This window comes from Bradyrhizobium sp. DN3 (assembly GCF_041357655.1).
In the GTDB taxonomy this organism is placed as follows: Bacteria; Pseudomonadota; Alphaproteobacteria; order Rhizobiales; family Xanthobacteraceae; genus Bradyrhizobium.
In genome coordinates, this window is sequence record NZ_JAULLN010000017.1 from 20,302 (window position 1) to 42,622 (window position 22,321).

General features: G+C 64.3%; 17 protein-coding genes. 14 read left to right on the plus strand and 3 right to left on the minus strand.

Features of this window, described 5'->3' with window-relative positions; translation table 11 throughout:
• Nucleotides 1–2 precede the first annotated feature (2 nt).
• Together AAE027_RS23855 and AAE027_RS23860 are read left to right on the plus strand one after the other, a co-directional pair.
• Nucleotides 3–764, plus strand: a complete 762-nt coding sequence (locus tag AAE027_RS23855; RefSeq protein ID WP_370988827.1) for a MotE family protein — start codon at nt 3–5, stop codon at nt 762–764.
• Nucleotides 765–1,298: 534 nt separating this feature from the next.
• Complete coding sequence (locus tag AAE027_RS23860) at nt 1,299–1,496, plus strand: hypothetical protein (RefSeq protein ID WP_370988828.1); 198 nt, start codon at nt 1,299–1,301, stop codon at nt 1,494–1,496.
• A 37-nt stretch (nt 1,497–1,533) separates the two neighbouring features.
• On the opposite strand, the gene AAE027_RS23865 is transcribed toward AAE027_RS23860, so the two are convergent.
• A complete protein-coding gene (locus tag AAE027_RS23865; RefSeq protein WP_370988829.1) occupies nt 1,534–5,673 on the minus strand; it encodes a VCBS domain-containing protein in 4,140 nt (1,379 codons plus the stop codon).
• 407 nt (nt 5,674–6,080) lie between these two features.
• Here AAE027_RS23865 and AAE027_RS23870 point away from each other — a divergent pair, with 407 nt between their 5' ends.
• From AAE027_RS23870 to AAE027_RS23885, 4 genes are all read left to right on the plus strand, one after another.
• Nucleotides 6,081–6,707 carry a FecR family protein gene (locus tag AAE027_RS23870; protein WP_370988960.1) on the plus strand — a complete coding sequence of 209 codons (627 nt, stop codon included), beginning with the start codon at nt 6,081–6,083 and terminating at the stop codon, nt 6,705–6,707.
• 108 nt (nt 6,708–6,815) lie between these two features.
• Nucleotides 6,816–7,679 carry a tetratricopeptide repeat protein gene (locus tag AAE027_RS23875; protein WP_370988961.1) on the plus strand — a complete coding sequence of 288 codons (864 nt, stop codon included), beginning with the start codon at nt 6,816–6,818 and terminating at the stop codon, nt 7,677–7,679.
• A gap of 225 nt (nt 7,680–7,904) precedes the next feature.
• The gene (locus AAE027_RS23880) at nt 7,905–11,633 is read left to right on the plus strand and encodes a tetratricopeptide repeat protein (RefSeq protein WP_370988830.1); all 3,729 of its coding nucleotides are present in this window, start codon (nt 7,905–7,907) and stop codon (nt 11,631–11,633) included.
• 279 nt (nt 11,634–11,912) lie between these two features.
• Nucleotides 11,913–12,200, plus strand: coding sequence for a GIY-YIG nuclease family protein (locus tag AAE027_RS23885; protein WP_370988831.1), 288 nt, complete (start codon nt 11,913–11,915; stop codon nt 12,198–12,200).
• A 207-nt stretch (nt 12,201–12,407) separates the two neighbouring features.
• On the opposite strand, the gene fliP is transcribed toward AAE027_RS23885, so the two are convergent.
• Together fliP and AAE027_RS23895 are read right to left on the minus strand one after the other, a co-directional pair.
• A complete protein-coding gene (fliP, locus tag AAE027_RS23890; protein WP_091897994.1) occupies nt 12,408–13,166 on the minus strand; it encodes a flagellar type III secretion system pore protein FliP in 759 nt (252 codons plus the stop codon).
• Nucleotides 13,163–14,137 carry a flagellar biosynthetic protein FliO gene (locus tag AAE027_RS23895; protein ID WP_370988832.1) on the minus strand — a complete coding sequence of 325 codons (975 nt, stop codon included), beginning with the start codon at nt 14,135–14,137 and terminating at the stop codon, nt 13,163–13,165. Before AAE027_RS23895 ends, fliP begins: the two co-directional genes overlap by 4 nt.
• 352 nt (nt 14,138–14,489) lie before the next feature.
• Between AAE027_RS23895 and flgB the strand changes: the two genes are divergently transcribed.
• The 8 genes from flgB to AAE027_RS23935 all read left to right on the plus strand — a co-directional run bounded on the left by flgB (nt 14,490) and on the right by AAE027_RS23935 (nt 22,287).
• Nucleotides 14,490–14,894, plus strand: coding sequence for a flagellar basal body rod protein FlgB (gene flgB / locus AAE027_RS23900; protein ID WP_370988833.1), 405 nt, complete (start codon nt 14,490–14,492; stop codon nt 14,892–14,894).
• An 18-nt stretch (nt 14,895–14,912) separates the two neighbouring features.
• The gene (gene flgC / locus AAE027_RS23905) at nt 14,913–15,338 is read left to right on the plus strand and encodes a flagellar basal body rod protein FlgC (protein WP_128932833.1); all 426 of its coding nucleotides are present in this window, start codon (nt 14,913–14,915) and stop codon (nt 15,336–15,338) included.
• Between the two features lie 16 nt (nt 15,339–15,354).
• Nucleotides 15,355–15,663, plus strand: a complete 309-nt coding sequence (gene fliE / locus AAE027_RS23910) for a flagellar hook-basal body complex protein FliE (protein ID WP_370988834.1) — start codon at nt 15,355–15,357, stop codon at nt 15,661–15,663.
• A 203-nt stretch (nt 15,664–15,866) separates the two neighbouring features.
• Complete coding sequence (fliQ, locus tag AAE027_RS23915; RefSeq protein ID WP_011088555.1) at nt 15,867–16,130, plus strand: flagellar biosynthesis protein FliQ; 264 nt, start codon at nt 15,867–15,869, stop codon at nt 16,128–16,130.
• Between the two features lie 17 nt (nt 16,131–16,147).
• Entirely contained in the window at nt 16,148–16,918 is a 771-nt protein-coding gene (gene fliR / locus AAE027_RS23920) for a flagellar biosynthetic protein FliR (protein ID WP_091897984.1), read from the plus strand.
• 7 nt (nt 16,919–16,925) lie between these two features.
• Nucleotides 16,926–18,005 carry a flagellar biosynthesis protein FlhB gene (flhB, locus tag AAE027_RS23925; protein WP_128932835.1) on the plus strand — a complete coding sequence of 360 codons (1,080 nt, stop codon included), beginning with the start codon at nt 16,926–16,928 and terminating at the stop codon, nt 18,003–18,005.
• Nucleotides 18,006–18,159: 154 nt separating this feature from the next.
• Nucleotides 18,160–20,742 carry a cell cycle histidine kinase CckA gene (gene cckA / locus AAE027_RS23930; RefSeq protein WP_370988835.1) on the plus strand — a complete coding sequence of 861 codons (2,583 nt, stop codon included), beginning with the start codon at nt 18,160–18,162 and terminating at the stop codon, nt 20,740–20,742.
• 555 nt (nt 20,743–21,297) lie between these two features.
• Nucleotides 21,298–22,287: a Tim44 domain-containing protein gene (locus AAE027_RS23935; RefSeq protein ID WP_370988836.1), complete on the plus strand. Its 990-nt coding sequence runs from the start codon at nt 21,298–21,300 to the stop codon at nt 22,285–22,287.
• The last annotated feature ends 34 nt before the right edge of the window (nt 22,288–22,321 follow it).

Here is a 22,321-nt window from a genome sequence, read left to right on the forward strand (position 1 = left end):
GTATGAAGTCCTTTCGTAACATCCGCGTCATCCCGGTCGTCCTGGTGGCCGTCGCAGGTCTCGCCACGCTGAAGGTCGCGGGCCTCGTGATCAATGGCGGCTATGTGTTCGACTACAAGCCGAACCAGGCCAAGAAATCCTGGGCGCAGGAGAATCTGAACTTCCCGACCGGTCGCGAGGACCCCGACATCACCGGATCGACCCATGGCGCGCCGAAGGAGGCGCCGAAACCGGCTGCTCCCGAGACCAAGCCCGAAGGCACCGTGGTCAAGATGGACGAGGCCCAGCCGCAGGTCTCGGCCTCCGAGCGCGCGATCCTCGAGCGGTTGCAGGCACGCCGACAGGAGATCGAGGCCCGCCAGCGCGAGATCGACATCCGCGAGAGCCTGCTCAAATCGGCCGAGAAGCGCATCGAGAACAAGGTCGAGGAGATGAAGGCGGTGGAAACCCGCATCTCCGCGACCCAGGCCGAGCAGAAGGCGGCCGAAGCCCAGCGCATGAAGGGCCTCGTCACCATGTATGAAGGCATGAAGCCGAAGGATGCCGCGCGGGTGTTCGACCGGCTCGAGATGGGCGTGCTGATCGAGATCGCCTCGGCCATCGCGCCGCGGAAGATGGCGGACATCCTCGGGCTGATGTCGCCGGAGGCCGCCGAGCGGCTGACAGTCGAGATGGCCCGCCGCGCCAATGGCGGCGGGGATCAGTCTGCCTCGGCCGGCGATCTGCCCAAGATCGACGGCAAGCCGACGCAAAAGCCGAATTGAGACGCCTTGCGTGTCTAGTTCGCGAACGCCTGTTGCGCCCTGCGAACAGGCGGGCGCAACTTCTTCTCAACGCGAGGAAGAGTCTTGAGCTGCTGCTTGATCAGCGCGGCCTTTGTGACGCGAGTCACGAGCTGCAGCGTGCTATGGCAACAGGAGCATTCATATACTTTCAGGGCATATCCTCTGGCGATCGGAACGATCGCTACGACCGCTCTTGCCCTGCTACACACAATGCAACCGGCTTCTCCGCTCATTGATTACCCCCAGAGCTAACCAATCGATTCGTATCGCCGAGATCACATCTGATTCAGAGTCGCGTGCGAAGCGCAACGCCTCGAAGGTTGTGAGTGCGCGTGCTCAGCAACTCGTCAAGGCAGCACATCAAGCTCCCGTTGCGGGTGCAGCTGCGGCAGGCGGCATCTTCTGAGACTGCGGTGACTTGACGCGCGCAGGTGTGAAGTGGCGGACAGTGGCGCCCAAGGGGCCGTCGTAGGCTTCGGCCATTCGCAATCAGCAGCGCAGGAGGAGGAGGCCATGAACTGCTCGTCCGCAGCAGAGCGCGTAATCGAGGCCGTCAACCGGCTGCTCCTAGCGGCGATGACGTCCGCCTGGACATCCGCGCTAAGCCATCAGCATGCAGCGCCGCCCGAGGGCGACGACAGCAACGATGATGAATCTTCTCTCGGTCAAGAGAGCTCCTCCGCGCTGGATGGAGCCGGCAATCGACACTGAAGCAATCGACACTGAAGACGCCACCGGCTTGCGGGCGTCACACGATCAGATCGTGTAGCACATGGCCCTGAACTGTACCTGCTCCGTAAGCTGGATCAACATCAGGTGAGGATGTTTCAGGCACGGACGCCGGCTCGGACCCGTGGAATGTCCCAGCGTGGTCGTGATGACCGGCGAGGTCTGAGAGATGATCCAGCCCCGCGCCGTGCTGTGAACCCCGCGAAGCGTCATCCTTGAACTGGAACGAGTCGCCGAACTGCTGCGGATTGGCGGGCTTTAGCCCGGACGCTCCATGGGGCGGTTCGTGCTGCTCGGCCGCCTCGCTTGAGGGCGAATGGTTGGCGCCAGCCGTCGATGACTTCAGTAGGCCGGGGTTGAGCGTCGTCTTTGCCGTGTCATCGCTGGGATGACCAGCCGCCTGGGCGGCGTTTCCCGGGGGCGAGACGCCGTGATTCCCAGCATCGCGCCCCAGCGCAAGCCCGTGCCCGGCGTGCAGTTCGGCGGCGTTGTGGGCAAAATTCAGCGCGGCGATGGCGATGTCAGGCATCTGGCCGCTTCCGGAAATCGCGCCATCTTTGCCAGCCGTCGTGTCGGGCGCCGCCAAGTGGTTGAAGACAAAGCTGACCTCCGTCGGTGCGGCCATGTGCTGCAAGATCGTAGACGGTCCGCTGCTTGATGCAGCTATCGCATCACTGCGGGGCGTTTCGGTCGCGTACGTTTGCACGTCGTCTGAACTGGAGAGGCTGGAATATTGGGTCCCTTCGGTCTGGTCCCAGTTCCAATTCAGGCTGTAGGTCGCCTCGCTTGACTGGATTGTGGAACTCCCATCGGCGGAGATCGTGCCGTCGCCGCTCCCGGAATCGGAGGAGACCTCGGAAGTGGTCGTCGTCACGGCGGTCGCGTCACTCTGCGCGGTTGCGGTGAGGTCGAGCAGTTCGCTGGCGGCCGCCATCACAGGTGCCGCAGCCGGCGCCAGGATGAAGTCCGACGCGTCGATGGTTGCAATTCCCTGCAAATGGACTTCGAGCAGACCGGAATCGCCGATGTGCAAGGTCTGGTCCGTTGGATTGACGTACACGATGGTTTCATTCGCCGCGCTGTCATAGAGCCAGGCGATGGTATGTGCCGGCACGGCTGTGCTGGTTGAGCTCAAGGCCAAGATGACGAACCCAAGCGCGCCAAGAGCGGTCAAGTCGATCTTGTCGGCCCCCGAGGCGAAGTCGGTGATGGTGTCGAACTGGCTTGCGTTGGAATCGGCTACGAACAAATAAGCGAAGCGGTCGTTGCCATTGCTGCCGGTGAGTTGGTCCGCACCAAATCCACCGATTATGGTGTCGCTGCCGTTGTTGCCGTTGATTGTATCGTTGCCCGAGCCCCCGTAGATGACGTCATCCCCATCGTTGCCTTTGATCGTGTCATTGCCGGAGCCGCCATAGAGGACGTCCGCTTTGCCGGTGCCATTGACGGTATCACTGCCGGCTCCCGCATAGATGATCTGACCTGTGTCGCCGCCGCCCGCGATGGTTTCGCTCCCCGGCGTTCCATACACGTTGGGGGGATCGGAGATCACGACGGATCCGGTCGCCAGGTTATCAAAATCGTTGGGGTCCGCGTCACTGGCGCCATGGATGGCGATGGTCACCGCCTGGGTCGTGCCATCGATGGCAGTTACCGTGAAAGTGTCGGTCAACGTGTCGCCGACATCGAGCGCCTGAACCACGCTATTGTTGTTGTCGAGCGTGTAAGTCCATACGCCGGCTGCCGTCATGGTGAAGGTGCCGTATCCGTCGTCGCTCGCAGTAGGCGAAGAGACCGCGGTGAAAGTGTTCGGCGCGTTGTCGACGTCTGTATCGGTGAGCGTGCCGGTCGCGACGGGAGCGCCGGGCGAGGAAGTTCCTGCCTCGATCACTGAGCCGGTTGTCGTGCCCGAAATGATGGCCGCGTCGTTGGTGCCGTTGATGATGATCGTCACCACCTGCGGCGTGCCGTCGAGGGTTGTGACAGTGAAACTGTCAGTGAGCGTGCCGCCGACATTGAGCGCCTGCACCGCGCCGTTGGCGTTGTCGAGCGTGTAGGTCCACACGCCGGCGGCGGTTATTGTAAAGGTGCCATAGCCACTCGTGCTTGCCTTGGGCGAACTCACGGTTGTGAAGGTATTGGACGCATTGTCGACGTCGGCAGCAACCAGCGTGCCCGTTGCGCTCGGCGCGCCTAGTGTCGCGTTGGCAACGCCTCCGGCCTCGGTCACCGAGCCGGCCGTGGTGCCGGAAATGACGGCAGCATCGTTGCTGCCATGGATGGTGACCGTCACCACTTGGGCGGTTCCGTCCAGCGTGGTCACTGTGAACGTGTCGGTCAGTGTCTGGCCGGAATTGAGCGCCTGCACTGCAGCGTTGGCGTTGTCGAGGGTGTAGGTCCACAGGCCCGCTGCCGTCATGGTGAAGGTGCCGTAGCCGGCGGCGCTCGGCGAGCCGACCGCCGTGAAAGCATTTGCGGTCGTGTCGACATCGGTGTCGGTGAGCGTGCCGGTCGCGGTGGGCGTGCCGGGGTTTGCATTGGCGATGCCGCCAGCCTCGATCACTGCGCCGGTCGTCGCGCCGGAGATGACCGCCGCGTCACTGGCTCCGTGGATGGTGATCGTCACCACCTGGGCGGTGCCTCCGATCGTGGTCACCGTAAAGCTGTCGATGAGTGTGTCGCCGGCATTGAGCGCCTGCACCGCGGCGTTGCCGTTGTCCAAGGTGTAGGTCCACACGCCGGCCGCCGTCATCGTGAAGGTGCCATAGCCACCGGCGCTCGTTGTTGGCGAGCCCACCGTCGTGAACGTATTAGGCGGATCATCGACGTCGGTGTCGGTGAGGGTGCCGGTCGCAATTGGCGTGCCTGGCGTTCCATTGGCGATGCCGCCAGCCTCGATCGTCGATCCGGTCGTGGTGCCGGAGATGATTGCGGCGTCGTTGACACCGTTAATGGTGATTGTGAAGGTCTGATTGACGGTGGTGTCTCCATCGGAGACCGTGATAACAAAGCCGTCGGTCGTGGGCGCCTTCAGCGCGTTGATTGCGGCGTCATCAGGCACGAACGTATAGGCGCCGCTCGTGCTGTTGACGTAGAGTGTCCCGTAGGGGCTTGTCTTCGAGAGATCGTAGGTCACTCCATTCAGGACCGTATTGCCGGCGCTCGCCCCGATAACGCCGAAGATCAGCTGGCCGCTGCCGTTGGTGCTACTGGCACTGAAAGTCCCTGTCGTCGCAGTGAAGGTGTCAAACACCACCGTGTCGAGTTCAGCGGGCCCGGCTCCGGTGCTGAGCGTCGGCGGTAGACGTCCCAGAGGCTCGATAATGGCGAATGGCAACACAGTCGGCAACGTCTGCAGCTCCGGCGCGTCAGGCGGAACGAAGTTGATCGGCTGCAGCAGCTGGGATTTGACGAACGGAGGCGTGCTCGAGCCATGCGGCCCTTGCCCTTGTGCTAGATTGGCAAGCACGTCCTGTTGCTCGGCACGCAACTCGTCCATCCGAGCGGCAGTGTTCGTGACCTGGTTGACACTGATGCTGGATCCTACTTTTTTGAGGATGATCGTCTCACCAGGATCTTCGACGATGATGTGTCGTGGGATCGGTTCCTTGGTCACGAGCTCAAATGCGCCGTGCGCAAGATCCTTGTAGGTGATGGAGTCGTCATCCAGGACGGTGACATCCGGATCCGCGGCCTCGGCATTTTGCGCGGCCGAGAAAGTCAGTGCTGCAAGCGTCAGCATCCCGAAACCGCCCGCATGGCCTCGGGTGCGAATGCCTGCAATCGGCGTATTCAGCCGGAGAGACCCGGCTTCTGCCAGCCGGCCCAGTACGAAACTGAAGCTCCCTCGGGTCACGTCGAACAACGCTGCATGTGACATGCCTTCGACTTCGAAGACGAAGTCGCTCAGCGCGACGTGAGTGCCGCCGGAGATGTTGAAAAGAGTACCGTCGATGAAGCGAAGTGTGATCTGTCCGTCGGCATCGGTTTCGATCACGTCGGCCCTGTAAACAGGCGCACCAGCTACGGCCTGTGTGGCGACGCCGCTCGCTCGCGTGAGCGTACCGCAACCGATCACCGTATGAATGTGGCCGATGATCTGGACGGGCAGGGACGTGGCGGCCCCGTTACCGACCTGGATGTCGGACGCAACTGACATGGTTCGACCTCGCCTGGGTGATCGATTCAGGCTCGGCGTGCTGCCAGGGTCTTGCTCGGGGCGCCCTCGCCAATGGACAAAATATCCTGGGCGCTGGCAGCCCGAAGGCTTGCCCGCCGAAACAATCAAGTCTGCTTTAGAGAGAGAGACGCATTGCGCGGGGTACAGCGACGCGTACCGCCATTCCCGCCGTGTCCCCTCCCGCCAATGTGATTAAATTGACAAACGAGACGTATTTAATATGTGGTGTTTACTTAACGTTGAGGATAAATTAGGCCGGTCGAGCAAATTAAACAACAATTATATTTTATTGCAGCTGCGCTTCGCGGTTCAAAAATGGGCCAACGATAGCGACAGATCCTTCTCAGAAAGGGGGGATCATGTGCAGACCTACGACAGCCGCATTGGTGACCAGCTTCGTTTTGGCGCTTGCCAGTTTCTTGCCGAGTGCGGCTCGAGCGCAAATCGATTCCGCCAAGCCCGCCGTCGCTGACTCGTCATCCAAACCCATTGGCAAGGTGGTGGCGGCCACAGGCTCGGTCACGATTGAACATGCGGGCGCAGTGATCGTTCAGGCGAATGTGTCGGGTGAGCCCGGTCGGGCCAACGCGGGTGATCCCGTATATCTCGGTGACGTGGTGCGGACCGGAGCCGACGGCCGAGTCGGCATCAACTTTACCGACGGCACCTCGTTCAATCTATCGAGCAACGCCCGCATGGTGTTGGATCACTATGTGTATGAGCCGGACGGCAAGTCCAATGCGAGCCTGTTCAATCTCGCCAAGGGGACGTTCACTTTTGTCGCTGGCAGTGTCGCAAAGACCGGCGACATGAAGGTCGAGACTCCGGTCGCCACGCTAGGGATTCGAGGCACGACGCCGCATATCGAGATTTCGGATGATGGGTCGGTCAAGTTTTCGACCCTGATCGAAGAGGGCAGCAAAAGTAAGCTCGTGAAGAAGTCGCCGTCGTCGGCGCAGCCCGAGTCCGATCGAAGCAGCAACCGCAGGCTCAACATCTGTCGGGGATGCTGAAAACTTTGTTGGCCTGAAGCCGCCGTGATGCCGGCTGCAACGCAGCCGGGCAGAGAAGACTGGGATTAGCGCTTCGTTCGCTCTCGGAGTTGGACGCCTGCTGTGAAAATGACCGCGAGAACCAGTGTCATCAAGGCCGTGATGCTCATTCTCATCGTCGTGCTGTCCAGCTCGTCGGCCTTGGCGCAGAAGCCGGAGAAGGGCAGCTCCCTCAAGAATGTTGAACTGTGTAACGGCTCAGATCGCGTGTCGCCCGAAGCTCGGATCGATGGCTGCACGGCGTTTATCGATGCGGGCGAAGGGACTGCGAACGGCTTCGCTATCGCCCACAACAACAGGGGCAATGCCTATAGCGCCAAAATCGACTACGAACGCGCGATCAAGGACTTCGTCGAGGCGACCAGGCTCAATCCAAATTATGCCAAAGCTTTCAACAACCTCGGCGTGGTTTATCTGAGGAAAGGTGCGCACGACCTGGCCCTTGGCGCTTTTGAGGAGGCGCTCAAGCTCAACCCAAACTATGGCGCTGCTTTTGCCAACCGTGCGGCAGCCTACCTGAAGAGGAATGCGTACGAGCGTGCAGCACAGGACTATGACGAGGCAATTCGCCTTGATCCGAATCTGGAGGCGGTGTGGAGCGGACGCTGTTGGGCCCGAGCCGTCCTCGGCGCTTTGCAGGCTGCGCTGGACGATTGCGACAGGGCGCTTCGATCGGAAGCAAACAACGCCGCAACATACGATTCGCGAGCTCTGATAAATCTGAAAATGGGGCAACTCTCCGCCGCTATTGATGACTACAACTCAGCGCTGCGGTTCGCGCCCAAGCTTGCGAGCGCGCTCTACGGCCGCGGGGTTGCCAGGCTCAAGCTCGGTGACAGAGCCGGCGGCGATAGCGATATTTCGGCGGCAAGACGAATCGACGCTGGAATCCGCGAGGACTTTGCCCGCTATGGAGTGCCGTCGAACGATTGACCAATCGCGGCAGCGCTGTTGTGCAGGTGTTAACAACTCCTTAACCGCCTGCCTCTCAAATCCAAAGCTGGCGGACCTGCCCACGCTCGATCCGGCACCGCGTGCTGCCCCCAGAGCAAATCAAGATATAGCATTAACAAGTCCTTAATTGGCGAGACCTACAGTCGACGGCACCGGCCGGCGCCATTGCCGGCATGGATTGTCGGACCGGAAGAAATGCCGCCAATGGCGCGAGAGGCTGCCGCTGGATTGTTGACGCGAGCCCGCGCCCTGGCGCGGCAATTGTCGCGTCATGTCCGCAAGGTGCCCGTGCTCGCGGCCTGCCTGCTGATCGGCTTCGCTGCGCCTGCCCGGGCGGCCGATCCCGTCAGGGGCGAGGCGAGCTTTTCCGCAGGCGGCGGTTTTGCCCGTCTCGTGATCAAGCTCGGCGAAGACGTTCCCTCCGAGGTGACCACGGCCGGCTCCATTCTCGTGATCCGTTTCGACCGGCCCGTCGACGTACCCGTCGACCGCGTTCCGGAAGGCGCGCCCGACTATGTCAATTCCGCTCGGCGCGATCCCGATGGCGGCGCCATCCGCCTATCGCTAGCGCGCCGGGTCACCATCAACACCATGAATGCCGGCGAGCGCACCTTCATCGACCTTTTGCCGGAGGGGTGGAAGGGGCCGCCGCCGAGCCTGCCGATGGAAGTAGTCAAGGAACTGGCCGAGCGCGCGCGTGTGGCCGAACGTGCGCTGCGTGCGCAGCGCGCCGCCGCCGAGGCCAAGAAGCGCCCGCAGATCCGCGTCCGCGCCTCGGTACAGCCGACCTTCGTCCGCTTCGTGTTCGAGATGCCCGACGGCGTCGGCGTGTCCTCCGTGCTCAATGAGCAGAAGCTCACGCTCGCGTTCAATGCCAACCTCAATTTCGATCTGGCGGACGCGGTCGTCGCCGCGCCGCCGAACGTCGCCTCGATCAAGCAGAAAGGCGACATCGACCAGACCAGTGTCGAGATCGCGCTGATCGGCGATTCCGACGTGCATTCGTTCCGCGACGAGAAGAACTACGTCGTCGATATCGCCTTCCAGCCGGACAGGGGCAGGGCGGCGGCGACGCCCGAGGCGGCGATCGCGCAGCTCAGGCCCGCAGGTCACGGGCCTGCGCCTGCGCCTGAAAAGCCGGCGGCCGAGAAGCCGAAGGACGCGCATCGCGAGATCGCGGCGCTGACGTCCGAGACAATCGCACGCGAAGCCAGGATAGAGGTGAAGCCCGACGTCAAGCCCGAGGTGAAGCCGGAAGCGCCCGCAGCGATGCCGGTCGTCGAAGCGCCGAAGCCGGCGCCGGTGACTGAGGCTGCGCACGCTCCCGCAGCACCCATGGAAGCCTCCAAGGCGGCGCCGCCCGTTGCCGAAGCCGCCCCTGAAGCACCGCAAGAGGCCGTGAAGGAAGCTGCGAAAGAGCCGGTCAAGGAAGCTGCCAAGGAAGCTCCCAAGACTGCTCCTGCGTCGGTGCCGGCGGCGGTGCAGTCCGGTGTTGCCAGCGTCGATGCGCGCCGCGACAGCGACGGCCTGCGCGTGACGTTCCCGCTTCAGGTCGCAACGCCTGCGGCGGCGTTCCGCCGCGGCGACACGGTCTGGCTGGTGTTCGATACACTGAGGCCGATCGATGTCGAGGCGATCCGCACCAAGGGCGGCGCGATGATCGGCGAGGTCGGTCGCGTGCCGCTCGACAGGGGGCAGGCGGTTCGCATCCGCCTCACCCGTCCGCTGGTCTACTCGCTGACGAGCGAGGAGGTCGGCAAGGAGACCAACTGGCTGCTGACGCTCGCCGACAAGATCCAGGCGACGCCGCTGCCGCTGATGATGTCGCGCAACATCACCGATCCTGCGCTCGCCAACATTGCGATCCCCTTCGCCAATCCGGGCGTTCTGCACAAGCTCACCGATCCCGATGCCGGCGACACGCTCTATGTCGTCACCGCGCAGCGGCCGGTGCGCGGCTTCATCAAGCGGCAGGACCTCGTCGATCTCTCGCTGCTGGAATCCGCGCACGGCATCGCGATCCGGCCGAACTCCGACGAGGTCGGCGTCGAAGTCGGCGCCGACAAGGTCATTCTCGGCAAGAAGGGCGGGCTGACGCTGTCGCCGGTCGACATCTCGGCCGAGCGGGCCCCGACCGCGGTGCGGCCGATCTTCAGCCCCGAAGGCTGGCGCAAGGGCCAGTCGGAGAATTTCTGGACGCGCCAGAGCGATCTGATGACGGCGATCTCGGCGGTCGACCCCGCGCTGCGTTCGTTGCCGCGGCTCGACCTCGCGCAGTTCTACATGTCGCGCGCCATGTATCACGAGGCCAAGGCCGTGACGGACGTGATGCTGAGCGATCCCCTCAACAAGGAGGAAAGCGGCGCGCTGATCATGCATGCGATCGCGAACATCCTGATCGGCCGGCCGGCGCAGGGCTTGAAGGACCTCGCCAATCCCGTGATCGGCAACAGCCACGATTCCCAGCTCTGGAAGGCGCTCGCCTATGCGCGCCAGGGCAAATGGGCGGACGCGCGCGAGAAATTCAAGAACGTCGAGTTCGCCATCGCCTCGCTGCCGCTCGACATCCAGCGCATCGTGACGATGGACGCGATGCGCGCCTCCCTCGAGGTGAAGGACTATGCCGGCGCCTCCAAGCGTCGCAGCGAGCTCGAGGTGGTCGGCGTCTCGCCCGAGGCTGCGCCCGGCTTCGCCGTGCTGCGCGGCCGGCTCGCCGAGGCGCTCGGCCACGACAAGGATGCGCTCGACGACTACAAATTCGCGGTCGCCTCGAACGACCGGCCGGCTGCGGCCGAGGCCAAGCAGCTCGAGGTCGCGTTGCGTCAGAAGCGCGACGAGATCGGCAAGGAAGAAGCGCTGCGCGAGCTCGAGACGCTGTCGATGACCTGGCGCGGCGATGCGATCGAGGTCAAGACGCTCCAGATGCTGTCGCAGCTCTATGCCGAGAACGGGCGCTACCGGGACGCGCTCACGGCGGCGCGCACCGCGACGAAGCTGCAGCCGAACGCAGAAGCCTCGCGCCAGGCGCAGGATCTCGCCTCCGATCTGTTCACGCAGATCTTCTTAGGGCCCAAGGGCGACGAGCTGCCGCCGGTCGAGGCGCTCGGGATGTTCTACGAGTTCCGCGAGCTCACGCCGATCGGCCGCCGCGGCGACGAGCTGATCCGCCGTCTCGCCGACCGTCTCGCCTCGATCGATCTGCTCGACCAGGCCGCCGAGCTCCTGCAATACCAGGTCGATCACCGCCTCGAAGGCGCCGCCCGCGCCCAGGTCGCCGCGCGCCTTGCCATGATCTATCTCGCCAACCGCAAGCCCGATATGGCGATCACCGCGCTGCGCGCGAGCCGCATCAGCGACCTCTCCGGGGAGCTCAGGCAGCAGCGCCTGCTCCTGGAAGGGCGGGCGCAGAGCGACGTCGGCCGTCACGATCTCGCGCTCGATATCGTTTCCAACGTCTCCGGGCGCGAAGTGCTCCGCCTGCGCTCCGACATCTTCTGGGCGGCGCGGCGCTGGCGCGAATCCGCCGAGCAGATCGAGCTCTATTACGGCGAGCGCTTCCGCGACTTCAAGCCGCTCAATGCCGTCGAGAAGAGCGATATCATCCGCGCCGCAGTCGGCTACGCGCTCGCCGACGATTCGATCGGCCTGTCACGCTTCCGCGAGAAATACGCGCCGCTGATGAGCGAGAGCGCCGACCGTCTCGCCTTCGACATCGCAAGCAAGCCGGCGGCGGCCTCCAGCGCTGAATTCGCCGAGATCGCCAAGCTGGCTGCCAGCGTCGATACGCTCGACGGCTTCCTGCGCGAGATGAAGCAGCGCTTCCCCGACGCCACCGCCCGCGCACCTAGCGCGCCGCAGGCCAAGGACGAGTCCGATCACACCGGCTCGCTGCCCACGATCCCGGTCGTGCGGCAGATCAAGATGACGCGATAGGGCTCTGCTGCCTCGCGAAGCGCGGCCCGGAACGGCGCCGCAGTCTTCGCCATTGCGAGCGATGTTGTGTCGGAAGGTCGCCACCCCATTCTCGTCATTGCGAGCGCAGCGAAGCAATCCAGAGTCTTTCCGCAGCCGCAGCCTGGATTGCTTCGTCGCAAGAGCTCCTCGCAATGACGGGGTGGGTGGGCCACTGCTTTTCCCGAAGGAACGGTCGTCGCTACTCGCAATGGTTGTTCGGTTGTGCTATGTAACACCTCTCCTCAGCCGAGCACGATCATGAAGCAGCCATGCGTGTACATGTTTGCCAATCGCCGCAACGGGACGATCTACACCGGGGTCACATCCAATCCACCCCGTCGCGCCTTCGAGCATCGTGAAGGGCTGGTCAAGGGATTCTCGGCGAAATACGGTTGCAAGCTGCTTGTCTGGTACGAGCTGCACGCGACCATGATTGACGCCATCACGCGCGAGAAGCAGATCAAGGGCGGCAGCCGGGCGGACAAGTTGGCGCTGATTGAGAGCGCCAATCCCGACTGGAAGGATCTTTACGACACGCTGATCTAGCGGCTAGCACTATCCGTTCCCGTGACGCGATCTGCCGCAGCATTCCCGTCATTGCGAGCGCAGCGAAGCAATCCAGAATTTTTCCGCGGCGGCAGCCTGGATTGCTTCGTCGCAAGGGCTCCTCGCAATGACGGGGAGGGGCCGGAGGCTATCGCTGGGAGCGCAGAGGATGCCTCTTCGCGGGGCATGACTGCGGATGCATCGGCCTCATCCCCCGTAGCTCTGCACCAGGCTCCCCGCCACCAGCGACCAGCCGTCGACCAGGACGAAGAAGATCAGCTTGAACGGCAGCGAGATGGTTGCCGGGGGCAGCATCATCATGCCCATCGACATCAGCACGGAAGCGACGACGAGGTCGATGATCAGGAAGGGGAGAAACAGCAGGAAGCCGATCTCGAAGGCGCGCTTCAGCTCGGAGATCATGAAGGCGGGGACGAGGATGCGCAGTGCGAGATCGTCGGGCGTGGCCGGCGGCTGTTCGCCGGAGAGATCCAGGAACAGCTTGAGGTCCTTCTCGCGCACGTTCTTCTGCATGAAGCCGCGCAAGGGCACCGAGGCGCGCTGAAGTGCGTCCTCGACACTGACCTGGTTGGCGACGAGCGGGCGGATGCCCTCGTCGTAGGATTTCTGCAGGACCGGACCCATCACGAAGAAGGTGAGGAACATCGCGAGCGCAATGATCACCGAGTTCGGCGGCGCGGTCGCCGTGCCCATCGCGGTGCGCAGCAGCGACAGCACGACCACGATGCGCGTGAACGACGTCATCATGATCAGGATCGACGGCGCGATCGACAGGATCGTGAGCAGGGCGATGAGCTGGATCGCGCGCTCGGTAACGCCGCCACCGCCAGCGCCGCCGCCGAGATTGATGCTGATGTCCTGCGCATGCGCAAGGCTCGCGAGCGAGGCCGCGCCGACCAGGACAGAAAGGAAAAGAACTCTACGCGGGAGGGCCGGCAACCTCACGAAGACGGCTTTGGACGGCCGAGCAGCGAGGCCATCTCGTCTTCGAGATTTTCAAAGCTGGTTTTTTCCGCGGCGGGCTTTGCGGGCGGGGATGGTGGCGCCGGCGGCTCGCTGCGCCCCGCGCGCGGGGGAGCGGCCGGCGGCTCCGGCGCAACCGGAGGCGCGACCGTTTCGCCGGCCGGGCGGCGCAGGGCAGCTTCGAGCCGCTGAGCCATTTCGGCGAGATTCTGCTCGGCGCTCGAGGGGACAGCGGCCGGTGCCGGTGGCGGAACAGGCGGAGCCTGGGGAATGGGGGGAGGCGGCGGCGCTGCTGCGCGCTCGGCGCGCACCGGCGGCATCTTCGGCGGCTCGCTCTGGCGCGGCGGACGCGGCATCAGCGGCGGCTCGTTGCGGGCAATGCGCGGCGGCAGCGGCTCGGGGCGCGGCTCACGCTCGGGCCGCGGCGCGATCGGTTCGGGCGGAAAGCCGGCAAGCGGCGGCTCGCTGCGGCGTTCGGCCAAAGCGGGCGCAGGCCGGCGCACTTCATCGGCGAAGGACGGGCGCGTGGGCCGCGGCGGCGGCTCGGGCATGTGTGGCTCGGGATGATCCAGCAGCTCGGGTCGCGGCGCGTCGTCGGCCCAGCCGCCGGAATCGGGCATGGGGGCGAGGCGCGGCGGCGGTTCCGCGGCGCTGGGACGCTGCGGAAGCTGGTCGCGGCCGGACGCGGCGCGAACGATGTTGGGCTCGACGACGATGTCTGTCGGGCCGCCGATCATGAGGAGATGCTCGACATTGTCACGCCGGACCAGCACCAGGCGCCGCCGGCCGTCGACGGCGGCGGCATCGATCACGGCGAGCCGGGGCATCCTGCCGCGCTGGGTGTTGGCGCCCAGCCGGCTGCCGGCGAATCGGCGAACCAGCCACGCAGCGACGCCGATCAACGCCAGAACGACAATGAACGCGACGATGAAGGTGATAGGGCTGCCTTGCATACTTGTCCCCGACAAATGGCGCTTTTCTCGTGCCCGTGGTCAGACGCGCCAACCACCGGCCTACGATGCCCCAAACTGCGATCTCTTAATGTTCCACGGCAAGTTTTGCCGTCCCCAACTCTTAATAACCTATGAATCGCTCGATCCAAAACGACTTCTTGGCCCGAGTACGCGCCGCCAAACGGTTGGGTTAATGCCACTTTTGGCAGGGTCGAATCACGAAGCGCGCATTTCGTGTGCCATCGGGGAACAGATGCCCGTGACATCTTTAACCAGCTGTTAACCATACAGGCGGCAAATTCTGCCTAGCTACGGACCTCAAGGTCCGGAAGGGGCGGAAGGAGCCGCAACGATGTCCATCAACGACCTCCCGGTGCTGTCGGCGCTTCGGACCAAGATGCAGTGGCACCAGGAGCGCCAGCGCGTGCTGTCCGAGAACGTCTCCAACTCCGACACCCCCAAATTCCGGCCGCGCGACCTAGTCGAGCCGAAGCTCGACAAGACCGGCACCGTCACGGGGTCGATGGGGCCTCTGGCCCTTGCCCGTACCAGCGCCTCTCACATGACGCCGTCAGGCGCGGCCTCCGCATTCGACCAGAACAAGAATGCGGGTTTTGAGACCCGCCCTGCGGGCAACGCCGTCAATCTCGAAGAGGAGATGATGAAGGCGGCCAGCAACCAGATGGACTACGCGGCGGCGACCTCGCTCTATTCGAAGAGCCTGCATCTGCTCAAGATCGCGATCGGCAAGGGCTAGACCTAGAGGAGCCCCATCATGGCGAATGACAGCAGCGATTTTGCCCGCTCGATGGCGATCGCGACCTCCGGCCTGCGGGCCCAGGCCGGGCGCATGCGGGTGATCTCGGAGAACATCGCAAACGCGGATTCGACCTCGCAGACATCAGGCGGCGATCCCTATCGGCGCAAGGTGCCGACCTTTTCTTCCGCGCTCGACCGCACGCTCGAGGCGCAGGTCGTCACGCTCGGCAGGATCAAGCCCGACCAGTCCAGCTTCCGCGTCAAATACGAGCCGAATAATCCGGCCGCGGATGCGAGCGGCAACGTCAAATATCCCAACGTGAACTCGGTGGTCGAGATGACCGACATGCGCGATGCGCAGCGGTCCTACGAGGCCAATCTCAACATCATCAGTGCGACGCGCCGGATGATCCAGCGCACGCTCGACATCCTCAAGAGCTGAACAGGACATCTGAGCCATGGCATCACCGTCAATCGCCGCCAATGCTTATGCCAGCCTTGCCCGCGTGCTGGAGAACAGCGGCGCCGGCAAGGGCAGCGAGCCCAGCGGACAATCCTTCGCTTCGCTGCTGAAAGACGCTGTCGGCAGCGTCATGGAGTCCGGCCGCAAGTCCGACGCGCAGACGGTGGCGATGGCCGCCGGCAAGGCCAACGTGATGGACGTGGTGACGGCGGTCGCCGACACCGACGTTGCGGTGTCCACGCTGGTCTCGGTCCGCGATCGCGTGATCGCGGCCTATGAAGACATCATGAAGATGCCGATCTGATGAGGGAATGGCGCTCGCCCCAATCGTCATTGCGAGCCAACGGGTCCGCGCGAAGCGCGGCCCGATGACAGGCTCCGCGAAGCAATCCAGAGTCTTTCCGCAGGCGCCAGTCTGGATTGCTTCGCTGCGCTCGCAATGACGGGGGGAGAGGGCGCTTGTTCCTCGCCGGGCTGGCTGGGATGAAGGAATAAAGGAAGTTTGCAATGACCGGACCCGAAACCCTCGACGTCGCGCGCGATGCGATCTGGACCATCGTGATCGTGTCGTCGCCGCTGATGGTGGTCGGCCTCGTGGTCGGCGTCATCGTGTCGCTGTTCCAGGCGCTGACTCAGATTCAGGAGCAGACGCTGATCTACGTGCCGAAGATCCTGGCCATCTTCGCCACGATGCTATTGGCGCTGCCGTTCATGGCCGACTCGCTCCACGCCCACATGCTGCGGATCTCGTCGCGAATCATCGGCGGCTGAGGCAAGATGCGTAAACTATGCGCATCGACGTCTCGCTGCTGCCGGCGCTCGCCGCTTCCTTCATGCTCGCCTTCGCCCGGGTCGGTGCGATGGTGATGCTGCTGCCGGGCCTGGGTGAGACCAACATCCCGACGCGGATCAAGCTGTCGATCGCGCTGCTGCTCACGCTGATCATCCTGCCCCTGCACCGCAATGCCTATCAGGTCGACATGGGCTCGCTCGCGCCGCTCCTGGTCCTGATGCTGCATGAGATCGCGATCGGCATCGTGCTGGGCGCAACCGCCCGTGTGACGCTCTCGGCCCTGCAAGTCGCCGGCTCCGTGATCGCGCAGCAGATGGGGCTCGGCTTCGTCACCTCGGTCGATCCGACGCAGGGACAGCAGGGCGTGCTCGTCGGCAATTTCCTGACCATGCTGGGCGTGACCTTGTTGTTTGCCACCGACAGCCACCATCTGGTGATCGCGGCGCTGAACGACAGTTACAAGATCTTCTCGCCGGGCGAGACCGTCTCGAGCGGCGACATCGCCTCGCTGGCAACGCGGGCCTTTGCAGCCGCGTTCCGCCTGGGCTTGCAACTCTCCGGACCGTTTCTGGTGTTCGGCCTCGTCTTCAACATCGGGTTAGGTGTGCTGGCGCGGCTGATGCCGCAGATGCAGGTCTATTTCGTCGGCGTGCCGCTCTCGATCTTCGCGGGCTTTTTGGTCCTCGCCGTGGTGCTCACGGCGATGATGGGTACGTTTCTCGACTATTTCATCGGTGTCATGCACCAGATGATGCCGCTCAAATAGGTGATCGATGGCGGAAGACAACGATCCCGAGAGTCAAACAGAAGACCCGACGCAAAAGCGCCTCGACGATGCGCTCGAACGCGGCGACGTCGCCAAGAGCCAGGAGATCAACACCTGGTTCATGATGGCGGGCGGCACGCTGGTGGTCTCGACCTTCTCGGGCTCGGTCGGCAGCGGGCTGCTGACGCCGATGCGCAACCTGCTCGCCAATTCGTGGATGATCAAGACGGACGGCAAGGCTCTGCTCGCGCTGATGCAGCAGATCGAGTTCGCCGTGCTCACGGCAATCGGCGTGCCCCTCTTGATGCTGGTGCTGGCGGCAATTGCCGGCAACATGCTCCAGCACCGTCTGGTGTGGTCGGCCGAATCCCTGAAACCCAAATTCAGCAAGATTTCGCCCGGCGCCGGCTTCAAGCGCATCTTCGGCAAGCAGGCGGCGGCGAACTTCCTGAAAGGCCTCGGCAAGCTGATCGCGCTCAGCGTGGTCATGACCATGATCCTGTGGCCGGAGCGGCATCGCATGGAGGCGATGGTCAAGCTCGATCCGGCCGCGATGCTGGGTGCCACCACCAGCATGACCATCCATCTGCTCGGCGCGGTGGTGGCGGCGCTCGCGATCGTCGCCATCGCCGACTATTTCTTCCAGTACCGCAGCTGGTTCCAGCGGCAGAAGATGTCGCTCCAGGAGATCAAGGAAGAGTTCAAGCAGTCCGAAGGCGATCCGCACATCAAGGGCAAGATCAGGCAACTCCGGCAGCAGCGCGCCAAGAAGCGCATGATGGCGGCGGTTCCCAAGGCCTCCGTGATCATCACCAACCCGACCCACTATTCGGTCGCGCTGTCCTACGAGCGCGGCATGTCGGCGCCGATCTGCGTCGCCAAAGGTGTCGACAACCTCGCCTTCAAGATCCGGGAGATCGCGCGCGAGCACGACATCCCGATCGTCGAGAACGTGCCGCTCGCCCGCGCGCTCTACGCCACCGTCGACATCGACCAGGAAATCCCGACCGAGCACTACCATGCGGTCGCCGAAGTCATCGGCTACGTCATGCGGCTGAAGCGCGGATTCGGCGCCGGGCGGGGATAAAATGCCGGAAAAGTACCGGAAATGGCCGTAATCTGGGAATCAGCGTACCTTTCGCTCCTGCTGCCCTTGCACCTTTGGGTCCGATTCAGGCAGGGAGGACCCCGTGCGCCCCGGAGCGCGTTGATTCTCTGCCGACAGGCTGCGCCAGCGTGAAATGACTGTTGAGACCGACCACGACCTCACACGCGAGCCCGTTGCGGCGCATGAGCCGTCGCCGCGCTCGGGCAGCATCGCGCTGGTGCTGCTGGTGGCCGCCGGCCTCGTCGCGGTCGCCGTCGGGCTGATGACGCTCGGGCGCGCGCAGGCGCAGCCCTATATCCTCGGCATCCTCGCCGTGCTGGCGATGGTCGGCTTGTTCAACCTGTTCGCCTTCGCCGCCGGCATCATCCGCTTCGCCGACCGTAACCTCGACGATCCCATCATTGCCCGCATCTCCGATCACGCGTTCGACGGGCTCGCGGTCACCGATGCGCGCGGGCATGTGGTCTATTCCAACGCGGCCTATCTGACGCTGACCGGCGCCACCGGTCCCCAGGACGTGCGTCCCGTCGAGCGCGTCTTCATCGGTAATCCCGACGTCTCCGAAGCCGTGTTCCGCCTGCTCAAAGCCGCACGCGAGGGCAAGCGGCAGCAGGAGGAGGTGCGCATCTCCGGCCAGGATGGCAACCAGGGCCGCTGGCTGCGCATGCGGGTGCGTCCGCTCGGTACCGGCAAGCGCGAGGCGAAATATGCGGTGTGGTCGATCGCCGATATCACCCGCGACCGCGAGCGCCAGGAAGACGTGTTCCAGGAGCTCCAGCACGCGATCGAATATCTCGATCACGCGCCTTGCGGCTTCTTCTCGGTCAATCCGGCCGGCGAGCTCGCCTATGTCAACGCGACGCTGGCGAACTGGCTGGACTACGACCTCGCCGAGATCGGCTCGGGTGGATTGAAGCTCACCGACATCGTCTCCGGCGACGGCGCCTCGCTGCTGACCTCGATCGTGGCGGTGCCGGGCGAGGTGAAGACCGAGGTCTTCGACATCGACCTGCGCATGCGCACGGGCAAGACCATGCCGGTGCGGCTCTATCACAAGCTCGCCTTCGGTGCCGACGGCGCGCCGGGGCCGTCGCGCACGCTCGTGATCAGCCGCGCCCGCGACGAGCGCAGCGATCCCGACCGCGCCGCCGAGGTGCGCTTCATGCGCTTCTTCGACCACACGCCGATGGCGATCGCGACCGTGGATCGCGGCGGCAACGTCGTGCGCGCGAATGCGCGCTACGCCAAGCTCGGGCAGGCGCTCGGGCTCGACAGCGCCTCCAAGTCGATCTTCCGCGCGGTCAATTCGCGCGACCGGCACCTTTTGATCGCGGCCATCAACCAGGCCGCCGAAGGCCGGGCCGACATCGCGCCGGTCGAGGTGGCGCTGGAAGGGACCAAGGAGCGCTGGGGCCAGTTCTTCGTCACGCCGGTCGATGCGGCCGAGAACGAGGCGGAAGCCGCCATCGTGCACATGCTCGAGACCACCGAGCGGCGCGCGCTGGAGAACCAGATCAACCAGTCGCAGAAGATGGAGACGGTCGGCCAGCTCGCCGGCGGCATCGCCCACGACTTCAACAACGTGCTCTCCGCCATCATGATGGCGAACGACTTCCTGCTGAACGCGCACAAGCCGACCGATCCTTCGTTCCAGGACATCATGCAGATCAAGCAGAACGCGACGCGCGCCGCGACGCTGGTGCGGCAGCTGCTGGCGTTCTCGCGTAGGCAGACGCTGCGGCCGCAGGTGCTCGATCTCGGCGATGCCTTGAGCGATCTCACCATGCTGCTGCGCCGGCTGATCGGCGAGAAGGTCAAGCTCGACCTCGTCCACGGCCGCGATCTCTGGCCGGTGAAGGTCGACGTCTCCCAGTTCGAGCAGGTGATCGTCAATCTCGCCGTGAACGCGCGCGACGCCATGCCTGATGGTGGCAAGCTGATCATCCGCACCGCAAACGTCGGCACCGAAGATGCGGGCAAGCTCGCCTACAAGGGCATGCCGGCCGCCGACTATGTCCGGATCGAGGTCGCCGACACCGGCACCGGCATCCCCGCCGACATCCGCGACAAGATCTTCGAGCCGTTCTTCTCGACGAAAGAGGTGGGCAAGGGTACCGGGCTCGGGCTTTCCACCGTCTACGGCATCGTCAAGCAGACCGGCGGTTTCATCTACGTCGATTCCGAGCCGGGGCAGGGCACCTCGTTCCATATCTTCCTGCCGCGCCATCATGCCGAGCCGGAGGTGCAGGTCGAGCAGCCCGCAGCAGTTGTCAGCGCGGCCAATGGCGCCGCGAAGGAAGCCGCACCGGCGGCGGAGGCCAAGCCGCGCACCGATCTCACCGGGCAGGGCACCATCCTCTTGGTCGAGGACGAGGAGGGCCTGCGCGCCCTGAACGCGCGTGGCCTGCGCTCGCGCGGCTACACCGTGGTCGAGGCCGAGAACGGCGTCGAGGCCATGGAGGTGCTGGAGGAGGAGAGCGGCGCGATCGATCTCGTCGTCTCAGACGTGGTGATGCCGGAGATGGACGGCCCGACGCTGCTCAAGGCGATGCGGGAGAAGAACCCGGACATCAAGTTCATCTTCGTTTCCGGCTACGCCGAGGACGCGTTCGAGAAGAGCCTCCCCGAGGGCCAGCAATTCGACTTCCTGCCAAAACCGTTCACGCTCAGCCAACTCGTGGCGGCGGTGAAGGAGACGATGACGAAGGCGGGGTGAGCGTTGTGCCCGAGAGATTGCACTGACGCGCGACAACCTCCGCCGTCGTCCTGGCGAAAGCCAGGACCCATACCGCGTGATCTCTCGGTTGCGCACGCTGCCAATCCCGAACGACCAGCCTTCGCCAAATTGCCTCTCGGGGTAATGGGTCCTGGCTTTCGCCAGGACGACATCGGGAGTGTATGCGCGCGACTGTTTCAATCCCGTCATTGCGAGCCACCGGGTCCGCGCAAAGCGCGGCCCGATGACAGGCTCTGCGAAGCAATCCAGGCCGTCTCCGTGGAAAGAGCCTGGATTGCTTCGTCGCAAGGGCTCCTCGCAATGACGTGGTGGGAGAGCTGCGCTCGCAATGACGAGGAAAAAGCGGAAATCCCGTCGCAAAAGCGCCGGTATCCCGCGACCTCGGTTCCCCGCCCGGCCAACCCCCGCCAAATGCGGCCAAACCCCCGCCAAATATGGGTTTTTGCCACATCCCCGCGACTGAGGGCCGCAGCAATAGGTTCCGAAACCGGCTTCACTTTTCGGGAAGTCTGCCCATCTTAAGCGCACGTCCCCATGCCGGGGATTTGGGAAACGCACATGACTTTCTCGCAACGCTCCCGCAGTCTCTTCAAGACCATTGCCGTCGTGCTGGCGCTTGCGCTGCCGACCGCACTGGCGATCTCCTCCGCTGACGCCCGCGTCGGCGGCGGCTTCTCGTCGGGTTCGCGCGGCTCGCGCACCTATTCGGCGCCGCCGTCGACCACGACTGCGCCGGGCTCCACCTCGCAGTTCAACCGCACCTACACCCAGCCGGGCGCAGGCATGAATTCGGCCGCGACCGCGCCGGCGCGCGGCGGCCTGTTCGGCCGCGGCGGCGGCTTCCTGGGCGGCCTTGCGGCCGGCTTCCTCGGCGCCGGCCTGCTCGGCATGCTGTTCGGCGGCGGCCTGTTCGGCGGCCTTGGCGGACTGTCCTCGATCCTGGGCCTGATCATCCAGATCGCGCTGGTGGTGCTCGTGGTGCGGCTGGCGATGTCCTGGTGGCAGCGCCGCCACACGTCGCAGCCGGCCTATGCCAATGCTAATGCGGGCGCAGGCCAGGGACCGCAGCCGAACTATCGCAGCGGTCTTGGTGGCTTCGGCTTCGGCGCCAACAGCGCGCCGCTCGAGATCAAGCCTGACGACTATGAGGCGTTCGAGCGCCTGCTCGGCGAAATCCAGACCGCCTGGTCGAACGAGGACGTGGCCAAGCTGCACACGCTCGCGACGCCGGAGATGGTCTCCTATTTCGAGCAGGATCTCGGCCAGAACCGCGCGCGCAACGTCGTCAACAAGGTGACCAACGTCAAGCTGTTGCAGGGCGACCTCGCGGAAGCCTGGCGCGAAGGCGAGACGGACTACGCCACGGTGGCGCTGCGCTTCGCGCTCATCGACAAGACGATCGACCGCAACACCGGCGCAGTCGTGGCCGGTAGCGAGCAGCCGGGCGAGGCGACCGAGATCTGGACGTTCGCCCGCCGGCCGAGTACCGGCTGGGAATTGTCGGCGATCCAGCAGACCAACTGATCGCTCGCGACACGAGGAACCAAGGCGTCGTGCT